Raw genomic sequence first — 11189 nt, forward strand, 5'->3', positions numbered from 1 at the left:
GGACAAAGGCCTGGGCAACTTCGCCAGCAACAGTTTCGACGTGGTGATCATGACCCAGGCCCTGCAGGCCGTGGAGTACCCTGACCGCATCCTCGACGAGATGCTGCGTGTGGGCCGTCAGTGCATCATCACTTTCCCCAACTTCGGCCACTGGCGCTGCCGTTGGTACCTGGCGACCAAAGGCCGCATGCCGGTGTCGGACTTCATGCCGTATACCTGGTACAACACGCCGAACATCCACTTCTGCACCTTCGCCGACTTCGAGGAACTGGTGCACGAGCGCAGGGCCAAGGTGCTCGACCGCCTGGCGGTCGACCACTTGCATCGCAACGGGTGGGTCGGCCGGCTTTGGCCTAATCTTCTAGGTGAGATCGGCATCTATCGCGTCAGCAGCCCGGGCCTGCAACAGCACCAGGTCGCAGTCTGACGCCCTGCGGAGGAATCACCCCATGCGTCGCCTGACCCTGCTCCTGATCAGCCTGTGCCTGGCCCTGCCGGTGCTGGCTGCCGATGCCGCCCGCCCCGAGCGCAAGGAAGTGTTTGGCGATGTGACGGTGCACTACAGCGCCTTCACATCGAGCATGCTCACACCCGAGGTGGCCGCAGCCACCGGCCTGGTGCGCAGCAAGAACCAGGGTGTGCTCAACGTTGCAGTGCTCAAGGCCAACAAGCCTGCCACGGCGTTAGTCAGCGGCACGGTCAAGGACCTGACCGGGCGCAGCAGCCCGCTGTCGTTCAAACAGATTACCGAACCGGGCGCGGTGTACTACATCGCCCAGTTCAAGATCGAACAGCCCGAAACCGTCACCTTCGACCTGAATATCGAAACCGGCGGCATCAGCAACTCCCTCAGCTTCAACCAGGAAGTGTTCCCAGGCGAATGATGAATTTCCAGCAACTCGTATTGGCCAGCCACAACGCCGGCAAACTCAAGGAACTCCAGGCCATGCTCGGCCAGTCTGTGCAACTGCGCTCGATCGGCGAGTTCAGCCAGGTCGAGCCGGAAGAGACCGGCCTGTCGTTCGTTGAAAACGCCATCCTCAAGGCACGCAATGCCGCACGCATTTCCGGCCTGCCGGCCCTGGCCGACGACTCGGGCCTGGCGGTGGACTTTCTCGGCGGCGCACCGGGCATCTACTCGGCGCGCTATGCCGATGGCAAGGGCGACGCGGCAAACAACGCCAAGCTGCTCGAAGCCCTGAAAGACGTGCCGGAAGCCGAACGCGGTGCCCAGTTCGTCTGCGTGCTGGCGCTGGTGCGGCATGCCGACGACCCGCTGCCGATCCTGTGCGAAGGCCTGTGGCACGGGCGCATTCTGCTCCAGGCCAGCGGCGAGCACGGTTTTGGCTACGACCCGCTGTTCTGGGTACCAGAGCGCAACTGCTCCAGCGCCGACCTGGCCCCGGTAGACAAGAACCAGCTCAGCCACCGCGCCCGCGCCATGGTCCTGCTGCGCCAACGTCTGGGCCTGGCATGATCGCGACGCTGTCCCATTCCGGCGTGGCCGGCTTTACCAGCCTGCCGCCGCTGGCGCTGTACATCCACATCCCGTGGTGCGTACGCAAATGCCCGTACTGCGACTTCAACTCCCACGCTGCCGGCCCTGAACTGCCGGAAGACGCCTACGTCGCCGCCCTGTTGACCGACCTCGACCAGGAGCTGGCCGCCGTACAGGGCCGCCCGATCAGCTCGATCTTTTTCGGCGGCGGCACCCCTAGCCTGTTCAGTGCCAATGCCCTTGGCCAGCTGCTGCGGGGCGTGGAGCAGCGCATCCCGTTCGCGCCCGACATCGAGATCACCCTGGAGGCCAACCCCGGCACGTTCGAGCAGGACAAGTTCAAGGCCTATCGGCAGACCGGCATCAACCGCCTTTCGATCGGCGTGCAGAGCTTCCAGCCGGCCAAGCTGCAGGCGTTGGGGCGCATCCACAATGGTGATGAAGCGATCCGCGCCGCCGGCATGGCACGCGCCGCCGGCTTCGACAACTTCAACATGGACCTGATGCACGGGCTGCCCGACCAGTCGCTGGACGACGCACTGGGCGATCTGCGCCAGGCCATCGACCTGGGGCCGACCCACTTGTCGTGGTATCAGTTGACCGTGGAGCCGAACACGGTGTTCTGGAACCAGCCACCCGAGCTGCCGGAGGATGACATTCTCTGGGACATCCAGGAAGCCGGCCAGGCGCTGATGGCCAGGCACGGTTTCCGGCAGTACGAGGTTTCGGCCTATGCCCAGCCAGACCGTGCTGCCCGGCACAACCTCAACTACTGGCGCTTTGGCGACTTCATCGGCATCGGCGCCGGCGGACACGGCAAGCTGACCTTTGCCGACGGGCGCATCCTGCGTACCTGGAAAACCCGCCTGCCCAAGGACTACCTGAACCTGGCCAAGCCGTTCAAGGCCGGCGAGAAGCTGCTGCCAGTGGACGAGCTGCCGTTCGAGTTCCTGATGAATGCGCTGCGCCTCACCGATGGCGTGGAGGCTGAACTGTTCACTCAGCGCACCGGATTGCCACTGGAGCAACTGCGCGAGGCACGCCGTGCTGCCGAACAAAAAGGCCTTTTGCAGGTCGAACCGGATCGACTGGCAGCCACGCCACGGGGCCAGTTGTTCCTCAATGACCTGCTGCAGTATTTCTTGACCTAAGGACGACCCATGGATCTGGTACTTGATCTGCTTGCGACGGTTTCCCGCTGGAGCCGCGGCAACCTGTCGGAGATTTCGCTGGCCTTGGTAGGCTGCCTGCTGGTGCTGTTTGGCAGCGATGTCAAAGGCTGGGCCGAACAACGCCTGGGCAGTCTGGCGGGTGCCCTGCGCGTGCCGTTCATGGCACTGATGGTGATGATCGGCAGCGGTGCGGCGCTGATCTATGCCACGCCTTGGGTGGTCAAGGGGCTGAGCCAGTTCAACAACTATGCGTTGGCGCCGGTATTATTGGTGGTGCTGGTGATCATTGGCGTGGTGGCTGACCGCCGCGGGTAAGCCTGCTAAAAGCTGCCCCGGAGAACCAGGGCAGCCCTACCACCCGACTACCCTTTAGCGGGCGTCATCGAAGTGATCGCGCATGAAATCCCGACATTTTCGTGTGGAGGGTTTTCAGTGACGCCCCGGAGCGAAAGGATACTCAGTCCTGTCGCTCACATAAAAAAAACCGCCTTTCTCAAGGCGGTTTTTTTGCGCCTGCATTTCTGCAGGCAGCAGCGCACCGAAAGGCCGGATCAGCCGATCAATCCACCTTCTCGAACTTCAAGTCCCACACCCCATGCCCCAACCGCTCACCGCGACGTTCGAACTTGGTGATCGGGCGCTCTTCAGGGCGTGGCACGTAGCTGCCGTCGGCTGCAAGGTTGCGGTAGCCCGGGGCCGCGCTCATCACTTCAAGCATGTACTCGGCATACGGCTCCCAGTCAGTGGCCATGTGGAACACGCCACCGGGCTTGAGCTTGCGCCGTACCAGCTCGGCGAATTCCAGCTGGACGATGCGGCGCTTGTGATGGCGCGCCTTGTGCCATGGGTCGGGGAAGAACAGCATCAAGCGGTCGAGGCTGTTGTCCGCCACGCAGCGGTTCAGCACTTCGATCGCATCGCAGTCATACACCCGCAGGTTCTTCAGCCCCTGGGTCAGCACGCCGTTGAGCAGCGCGCCAACACCCGGGCGGTGCACTTCCACGCCGATGAAGTCCTGATCAGGCGCGGCAGCCGCCATTTCCAGCAGGGAATGGCCCATGCCGAAGCCGATCTCCAGGGTGCGCGGCGCCGAACGGCCGAATACCTGGTCGTAGTCCACCGGGCTGTCGGCCAGCGGCAGGATGTACAGCGGGCCGCCCTGGTCCAGGCCGCGCTGCTGGCCTTCGGTCATGCGCCCGGCGCGCATCACGAAACTCTTGATGCGGCGGTGCGGGCGGGCTTCGCCGTCAGGGGTGCTCGGCGTATCGTGCGATTCAGTCATCTGTGGCTCTTACTTGATCAGACCATCCAGCGGCGAAGAGGCGCTGGCGTAGAGTTTCTTCGGCATGCGGCCGGCCAGGTAGGCCAGGCGACCAGCGACGATGGCGTGCTTCATGGCTTCGGCCATCAGCACCGGCTGCTGGGCATGGGCGATGGCCGAGTTCATCAGCACGGCCTCGCAACCCATCTCCATGGCAATGGTGGCGTCGGAAGCGGTACCCACGCCGGCATCGACCAGCACCGGTACCTTGGATTCTTCCAGGATGATCTGCAGGTTGTAGGGGTTGCAGATCCCCAGGCCGGTACCGATCAGGCCAGCCAGGGGCATGACCGCGATGCAGCCGGCTTCGGCCAGCTGACGGGCGATGATCGGGTCATCGCTGGTGTACACCATCACGTCGAAACCGTCCTTGACCAGCACTTCGGCGGCCTTGAGGGTTTCGATCACGTTGGGGAACAGGGTTTTCTGGTCGGCCAGCACTTCCAGTTTCACCAGCGTCCGGGACTCATGCGATTTGCGCCCATCGAGCAGTTCGCGCGCCAGCCGGCAAGTGCGTACGGCTTCCACCGCATCGAAGCAGCCTGCGGTGTTCGGCAGGATGGTGTATTTGTCGGGAGACAGCACGTCGAGCAGGTTCGGCTCGCCCGCATTCTGGCCAAGGTTGGTGCGGCGCACGGCGACAGTGACGATTTCGGCACCCGAGGCCTCGGTGGCCAGGCGGGTTTCTTCCATGTCACGGTACTTGCCGGTGCCGACCAGCAGGCGCGACTGGAAAGTACGCCCGGCCAGGGTGAAGGGCTTGTCGCTACGAACGTTGCTCATCGTTGTTCCTCGGGAAAAGGTTGCAGGGCTTGCTTGTGAACCGCCGGGCTGCTGTCAGCCGCCACCGATGGCGTGGACCACTTCGACCTGGTCGCCGTCGTTCAGCAGCGTGCTGTCGTGCTGGCTACGCGGCACGATGTCCAGGTTCAGTTCCACTGCAACCCGGCGCCCGCCCAGCTCCAGACGCGTCAGCAGGGCTGCAACGCTCTCGCCGGCAGGCAGTTCGTAAGGTTCACCGTTCAGTTGAATGCGCATGCGCACGGCCACCATTGTTCTTTGGGGCCCGCATTCTAGCGCCGAACCACCCTGCAACCCAAGGGCGGTGCACGCCATTAGTCGCGATTGTGGACCACTTGGTCAGCCCAGCCGCCAGGCTGCCAGGCCCAGGCACAGCCAGCCGGCGAGGAAGCACAGGCCGCCGATTGGGGTGATGATGCCCAGCTTGCTCACGCCGCTGAGGGTCAGCAGGTACAGGCTGCCGGAGAACAGCACAATGCCCAGGGCGAACAGGCCGCCGGCCCAGCCGACCAGGCGCCCCGGCAGGTGCGCTGAAAGCACCGCAACGGCAAGGATCGCCAGGGTATGGACCAACTGGTAGGTCACACCGGTGTGGAAAATCGCCAGGTAGTCCGCCGTCAGCCGGTTCTTCAGGCCGTGGGCAGCGAAGGCACCCAGGGCGACCCCGGTAAAGCCGAAAAAGGCGGCAAGCATGAGGAAGCTGCGAAGCATTGGGACGACTCCTAGGATCGGGTCTGTATAATGGCCCCTTCCACCCGTACGGCCAAGCCATCGACATGCTGCCAACCCTTCTTCGCCGCCTCACCCGTGCCCTGCTCTGGTTTGCTGCCGGCAGCATCGTGCTGGTGCTGGTGTTTCGCTGGGTGCCGCCGCCCGGCACTGCCCTGATGGTCGAGCGCAAGGTACAGTCCTGGGTGAATGGCGAGCCGATCGACCTGCAGCGCGACTGGCAGCCGTGGGAAAACATTTCCGACGAGCTCAAGGTCGCGGTCATCGCTGGCGAAGACCAGAAGTTCGCCAGCCACTGGGGTTTTGACATCCCGGCCATCCAGGCGGCACTGGCCTACAACGAGCGCGGTGGCAGCGTGCGTGGTGCCAGCACCCTCACTCAGCAGGTGGCCAAGAACCTGTTCCTGTGGTCGGGCCGCAGCTGGCTGCGCAAGGGCCTGGAGGCCTGGTTCACCGCGCTGATCGAATTGTTCTGGTCGAAAGAACGAATTCTCGAGGTTTATCTGAACAGTGCCGAGTGGGGCAAGGGTGTATTTGGCGCCCAGGCAGCGGCGCGCTATCACTTTGGCGTCGATGCCAGCCGGCTCAGCCGTCAGCAGGCCGCGCAGCTGGCGGCGGTGCTGCCGAGCCCGATCAAGTGGAGTGCCAGCCGGCCGAGTGCCTACGTGGCCAGCCGTGCCGGATGGATTCGCCGGCAGATGAGCCAGTTGGGTGGGCCCAGCTATCTGATGCAGCTCGACACTCCGCGGAAGCTTTAAGGGCCTTTTCGCGGGCACGCCCGCGAAGAGGCCCTTGAAGCCACAAACAAAAAAGCCGCTCACCCGATCAGGGCCAGCGGCTTTTCAGTGCAGCCAAGGCTGGATCAAACAGCGATCAACGCCTTGACCTTGTTCATCGCATTCTTCTCCAGCTGGCGAATGCGCTCAGCCGAAACGCTGTACTTGTCCGCCAGCTCATGCAACGTGGCTTTCTCTTCGGCCAACCAGCGCTGATACAGAATGTCGCGGCTACGCTCGTCCAGCCCTTGCAGCGCTTCGTGCAGGTTGCTGGTGGAGTTATCGCTCCAGTCGGCATCCTCCAGCTGCACCGCCGGGTCGTACCGGTGGTCTTCCAGGTAATGCGCAGGCGACTGGAAGGCGCTGTCGTCGTCAGCTTCCGCTGCCGGGTCGAAGGCCATGTCCTGGCCGCTGAGGCGGCTTTCCATCTCGCGCACTTCACGCGGCTCGACGCCAAGGCTTTCCGCTACGCGATGCACTTCGTCGTTGTTCAGCCAGGCCAGGCGCTTTTTCTGGCTGCGCAGGTTGAAGAACAGCTTGCGCTGGGCCTTGGTGGTAGCCACCTTGACGATGCGCCAGTTGCGCAGGATGAACTCGTGGATCTCTGCCTTGATCCAGTGCACGGCGAAAGACACCAGGCGCACGCCCATTTCCGGGTTGAAGCGTTTGACGGCTTTCATCAGGCCGACGTTGCCTTCCTGGATCAGGTCGGCCTGGGCCAACCCGTAGCCGGCGTAGCTACGGGCAATGTGTACGACAAAACGCAGGTGGGCCATCACCATTTGACGAGCGGCCTCGACATCCTGCTCATAATAGAGACGCTCGCCCAGATCCCGCTCCTGCTCGACCGTCAGCAGCGGGATGCTGTTGACCGTGTGCACATAGGCTTCCAGGTTTGCACCGGGTACCAGGGCATAGGCAGGTTGCAACGATGTGGTCATTCAAGAACCTCCGACTTACCAGACTCGCACCTTGTGGGTGCTGCCAACATTGACCTGGAACGACGGTACAAGTTCCAAAGTGAAGAAAATGTCAATGCTGGCACGTAAAAACTATCGCGGCGCCAGCTCGTTCAGGTGGCGGGCGACTGCAATCCATGCACCGATATACCCCAACAGCACCGCTCCGATCAAGAGCGACAGACCATCGGACGCCGGCACCCCGCCCAAGGCGAAGTCACTGCCGTACAGCCCGGAAAGCCCTACTACGGCCTCGTTCAGCCAGTTCAGGCCAAACGCCAGGATGGCCCACGCCAACAGGCCCGCACCCAGGCCATACAGGGCGCCCATGTACAGGAAAGGCCGGCGTACATAGGCGTCGGTGCCACCTACCAGCTTGATCACTTCGATCTCGACACGGCGGTTTTCAATATGTAGACGAATTGTGTTACCGATTACTAACAGCAGGGCCGAAATCAGCATCACGGCCAGGCCGAAGACGAAACGGTCACCCAGCTTGAGAATCGCCGCCAGACGCTCGACCCACACCAGGTCAAGCTGTGCCACTTCAACCCGCGGCAGCTCCGAAAGCCGCTGACGCAGGGCCTCCAGCGCCGGTTTGTCGACCTCGGTCGGGGTCACCACCACCACACCAGGCAGCGGATTATCAGGCAGTTCACGCAAGGCCTCGCCCAGGCCGGATTGCTGCTGGAACTCCTCCAGCGCCTGCTCGCGGCTGACATACTGGGCGTCCGACACCCCCGGCATACCCTTGATCTCGTCGCGCAGCGCCTCGCCATCGCGGCTACCGGCATCGAGCTTGAGGTATAGCGAAATCTGCGCAGCGCGCTGCCACGAGCCACCCAACTGTTCGACGTTCTTCAGCAGCAACGACAAGCCCATGGGCATGCTCAGCGCCACCGCCATCACCAGGCAGGTAAAGAAGCTGCCGATAGGCTGCTTGCCAAGGCGGCGCAGGCTGTCGGCCATGCTGGCACGGTGGCTTTCCAGCCAGGCATGCAGCAGGGTGCGAAAATCCGGGCCGTCATCGTCTTCACCGCGCTTTTTCTTCGTCGGCTGCGGGTCGGCCGGCTTCGGCGCAACCCGCTCGGAAACTTTCGGCGTACGTGTAGTGCTCATTGCCCGGCCTCCCCATCGCCGATCAAGCGGCCGCGCTGCAAGGTCAGCATGCGGTGGCGCATGCGCGCAATCAGTGCCAGGTCGTGGCTGGCGATCAATACCGTGGTACCCAGGCGGTTGATGTCCTCGAACACGCCCATGATCTCTGCAGCCAGGCGCGGGTCGAGGTTACCGGTGGGTTCGTCGGCCAGCAGCAGGGCCGGCTGGTGAACGATGGCGCGGGCAATACCTACCCGTTGCTGCTGCCCGGTGGACAGATCGGCCGGAAACAGCTCGCCTTTGTCGGCCAGCGATACACGCTCCAGCGCCGAGTCCACCCGTTTGCTGATCTCTGCCTTGGACAGGCCCAGAATCTGCAGCGGCAGGGCAATGTTGTTGAACACCGTGCGGTCGAACAGCAGTTGGTGATTCTGGAACACCACGCCGATCTGCCGGCGCAGGAACGGGATCTGCGCATTGCTGATCTGGCCCAGGTCCTGGCCTGCCAGCAGCAGTTTGCCACTGGTCGGGCGTTCCATGGCCAGCAGCAGGCGCAGCAGGGTACTTTTGCCAGCACCCGAGTGGCCTGTGACGAACAGGAATTCGCCCCGGCGCGCCCGGAAACTCAGTTCATGCAAACCCACATGACCATTGGGATAGCGCTTGGCAACCTGTTCGAATCGGATCATGGTCAGTCTCGCTCGGCGAACAGAGCCTTGACGAACGGCTCGGCTTCAAAGGTGCGCAGGTCGTCGATGCCTTCACCGACACCGATGAAGCGGATGGGCAGCTTGAACTGCTTGGCCAGGGCGAAGATCACCCCGCCCTTGGCAGTACCGTCCAGCTTGGTCAGGGCCAGGCCGGTCAGTTCGACGCTCTGGTTGAAGTACTTGGCCTGGCTGATGGCGTTCTGGCCGGTGCCGGCATCGAGCACCAGCAGCACCTCGTGCGGCGCGTCGGCATCGAGCTTGCCGATGACCCGGCGAACCTTTTTCAGCTCCTCCATCAGGTTGTCCTTGGTGTGCAGGCGGCCGGCAGTGTCGGCGATCAGCACATCGGCGCCACGGGCCTTGGCGGCTTGCACCGCATCGAAGATCACCGAGGCGGAGTCGGCACCGGTGTGCTGAGCGATGACCGGGATCTGGTTGCGCTCGCCCCACACCTGTAACTGCTCGACCGCTGCAGCGCGGAAGGTATCGCCAGCGGCCAGCATCACCTTCTTGCCTTCAAGCTGCAGCTTCTTGGCCAGCTTGCCGATGGTGGTGGTTTTGCCGGCGCCGTTCACGCCAACAACCAGGATCACGTAGGGCTTGTTCTGCGCCTGCACCTTCAGCGGCTGCTCGACCGGGCGCAGCAGCGCGGCCAGCTCTTCCTGCAGCGACTTGTACAGGGCATCGGCATCGGCCAGCTGCTTGCGCGCGACCTTCTGGGTCAGGTTCTGGACGATGGCCGACGTGGCTTCCACGCCGACGTCGGCGGTCAGCAGGCGGGTTTCGATTTCGTCGAGCAGGTCGTCATCGATGACTTTCTTGCCCATGAACAGGCTGGCCATGCCCTCGCCGATGCTGGCGCTGGTCTTCGACAGGCCCTGCTTGAGGCGGGCGAAGAAGCCGGGTTTGGCCTGCTCGGCCACGGCGGACGCGGCTTCAGCCTGTGGTTCGACGACGGTGGTCGCGACCGCGGCGGTGGCCACCGGCGCAGCAGGCGCTGGCTCAGGACGCTCAGGGATGACGGGCGGCGCTTTGGGCTCCAGATCTGGCACCAGGGCCACAGGCTCTTCGGCAACTGGCAATACCAGGTTGCTGACTGGCGCGGCCTGCTCGACGACCGGGCCAGGCTCGGCCGGCGCGGCCTGGACAGGCTGCACGGCTGGTGCATCCAGCGGCGGCACCGCGACCGGCTCCGGAGCCGGCAACGGCTGAACGGCAACCGGTTCAGCCTCGGAGGCTTCGGCTACCGGGTACTGGACGGATTCCGCGACCTGCGTCGGCTCAACCAGCGGCGCAGCCGCAGGGGCCTTGACGGGCTCGGCGGCATGCGGTGTTTCGGCAGGCGATACCTCGACCGGAGCGGCTACTGGCGGCTCGACGGCGGGGGCTTCATTCGCGGGCAAGTCGGGTTGCTGCGGTTTCTTGCGAAACCAGCTGAACAGGCCTTTCTTTTCACCAGCCTCGGCCGGCGCTTTCTTGTCGTCGTTGGAACCAAACATGGAAGACGGCTATCTCAGGGTAGCGATGAGCCAGCAATGGCGCATCGGGAATTCTTTCTACGCAGAACAGACTATCTTGAAGCCGGCTGGTTCATGCGCAACGTTTTGTCGAAGTGTCCTGTGGGCCAGAACGGCGACAGGCATGGTCGCCAGGCAACCGGATCAGTATCCTAGCATCTCCTGGCCCGCCGACGCTAAACCCAGCAGGCCGCCGAACAGGTTAAACACCGTATGAATGCTCTAGCCCGCCGCGCCGCTGGCCTGTTGCTCGGCACGCTCTGCCTGCCGCTCGCGGCCTTGGCCGCCGATGTGCAACCCACCCACGAATTCATCCTCGACAATGGCCTGAAAGTGGTCGTGCGCGAGGACCACCGCGCCCCGGTGGTGGTCTCGCAGATCTGGTACAAGGTCGGCTCCAGCTATGAAACCCCGGGCCAGACCGGGCTTTCCCATGCGCTGGAACACATGATGTTCAAGGGCAGCGCCAAAGTCGGCCCCGGCGAAGCATCGCGCATCCTGCGCGACCTCGGCGCCGAAGAAAATGCCTTTACCAGCGACGATTACACCGCCTATTACCAGGTATTGGCCCGCGACCGCCTGCCGGTAGCCCTGGAACTGGAAGCCGA

The 11189-nt window shown here is 63.5% G+C and carries 15 protein-coding genes; 7 read left to right on the top strand and 8 right to left on the bottom strand.

Going from position 1 to position 11189, the window contains the following annotated elements; translation table 11 throughout:
• The 5 genes from metW to HP547_RS21635 form a co-directional block, all read left to right on the top strand.
• On the top strand, positions 1–427 hold a 427-nt coding region (gene metW, locus HP547_RS21615; RefSeq protein ID WP_172287391.1), incomplete at its 5' end, for a methionine biosynthesis protein MetW.
• A gap of 22 nt (positions 428–449) precedes the next feature.
• On the top strand, positions 450–884 hold the full coding sequence (locus HP547_RS21620; RefSeq protein WP_172228376.1) for a DUF4426 domain-containing protein: 435 nt from the start codon (positions 450–452) through the stop codon (positions 882–884).
• Positions 881–1477 carry an RdgB/HAM1 family non-canonical purine NTP pyrophosphatase gene (gene rdgB / locus HP547_RS21625; RefSeq protein ID WP_172228374.1) on the top strand — a complete coding sequence of 199 codons (597 nt, stop codon included), beginning with the start codon at positions 881–883 and terminating at the stop codon, positions 1475–1477. The genes HP547_RS21620 and rdgB overlap by 4 nt, the downstream gene beginning before the upstream one ends.
• Positions 1474–2649 (top strand): radical SAM family heme chaperone HemW, encoded by a 1176-nt coding sequence (gene hemW, locus HP547_RS21630; protein ID WP_172287392.1) that lies wholly within the window; start codon positions 1474–1476, stop codon positions 2647–2649. Before rdgB ends, hemW begins: the two co-directional genes overlap by 4 nt.
• Positions 2650–2658: 9 nt before the next feature.
• Positions 2659–2985 (top strand): DUF3392 domain-containing protein, encoded by a 327-nt coding sequence (locus tag HP547_RS21635; RefSeq protein WP_172228370.1) that lies wholly within the window; start codon positions 2659–2661, stop codon positions 2983–2985.
• A 244-nt stretch (positions 2986–3229) separates the two neighbouring features.
• On the opposite strand, the gene trmB is transcribed toward HP547_RS21635, so the two are convergent.
• The 4 genes from trmB to HP547_RS21655 form a co-directional block, all read right to left on the bottom strand.
• Positions 3230–3952 carry a tRNA (guanosine(46)-N7)-methyltransferase TrmB gene (trmB, locus tag HP547_RS21640; RefSeq protein WP_172287393.1) on the bottom strand — a complete coding sequence of 241 codons (723 nt, stop codon included), beginning with the start codon at positions 3950–3952 and terminating at the stop codon, positions 3230–3232.
• A 9-nt stretch (positions 3953–3961) separates the two neighbouring features.
• Positions 3962–4774, bottom strand: coding sequence for a thiazole synthase (locus HP547_RS21645; protein WP_028698437.1), 813 nt, complete (start codon positions 4772–4774; stop codon positions 3962–3964).
• 54 nt (positions 4775–4828) lie between these two features.
• Positions 4829–5029 carry a sulfur carrier protein ThiS gene (gene thiS / locus HP547_RS21650; protein ID WP_172228366.1) on the bottom strand — a complete coding sequence of 67 codons (201 nt, stop codon included), beginning with the start codon at positions 5027–5029 and terminating at the stop codon, positions 4829–4831.
• Between the two features lie 102 nt (positions 5030–5131).
• On the bottom strand, positions 5132–5503 hold the full coding sequence (locus tag HP547_RS21655) for a DUF423 domain-containing protein (RefSeq protein WP_172228364.1): 372 nt from the start codon (positions 5501–5503) through the stop codon (positions 5132–5134).
• Between the two features lie 65 nt (positions 5504–5568).
• On the opposite strand from HP547_RS21655, the gene mtgA reads away from it, so the two are divergent.
• Positions 5569–6279 carry a monofunctional biosynthetic peptidoglycan transglycosylase gene (mtgA, locus tag HP547_RS21660; RefSeq protein ID WP_172228362.1) on the top strand — a complete coding sequence of 237 codons (711 nt, stop codon included), beginning with the start codon at positions 5569–5571 and terminating at the stop codon, positions 6277–6279.
• A gap of 104 nt (positions 6280–6383) precedes the next feature.
• Here the strand turns inward: mtgA and rpoH are convergent, their stop codons facing one another.
• The 4 genes from rpoH to ftsY form a co-directional block, all read right to left on the bottom strand.
• On the bottom strand, positions 6384–7238 hold the full coding sequence (gene rpoH / locus HP547_RS21665) for an RNA polymerase sigma factor RpoH (RefSeq protein WP_015272155.1): 855 nt from the start codon (positions 7236–7238) through the stop codon (positions 6384–6386).
• A 111-nt stretch (positions 7239–7349) separates the two neighbouring features.
• Positions 7350–8375: a permease-like cell division protein FtsX gene (ftsX, locus tag HP547_RS21670; RefSeq protein ID WP_172287394.1), complete on the bottom strand. Its 1026-nt coding sequence runs from the start codon at positions 8373–8375 to the stop codon at positions 7350–7352.
• The gene (gene ftsE, locus HP547_RS21675; protein ID WP_172287395.1) at positions 8372–9043 is read right to left on the bottom strand and encodes a cell division ATP-binding protein FtsE; all 672 of its coding nucleotides are present in this window, start codon (positions 9041–9043) and stop codon (positions 8372–8374) included. The genes ftsX and ftsE overlap by 4 nt, the downstream gene beginning before the upstream one ends.
• Positions 9044–9045: 2 nt before the next feature.
• Entirely contained in the window at positions 9046–10563 is a 1518-nt protein-coding gene (gene ftsY / locus HP547_RS21680; protein WP_172287396.1) for a signal recognition particle-docking protein FtsY, read from the bottom strand.
• Between the two features lie 231 nt (positions 10564–10794).
• Here ftsY and HP547_RS21685 point away from each other — a divergent pair.
• Positions 10795–11189 (top strand): pitrilysin family protein (locus tag HP547_RS21685; RefSeq protein ID WP_172287397.1); only part of this gene is annotated, 395 nt, incomplete at its 3' end.

Origin of the sequence: Pseudomonas sp. CM27, assembly GCF_013179515.1 — a bacterium.
Taxonomy (GTDB): domain Bacteria; phylum Pseudomonadota; class Gammaproteobacteria; order Pseudomonadales; family Pseudomonadaceae; genus Aquipseudomonas.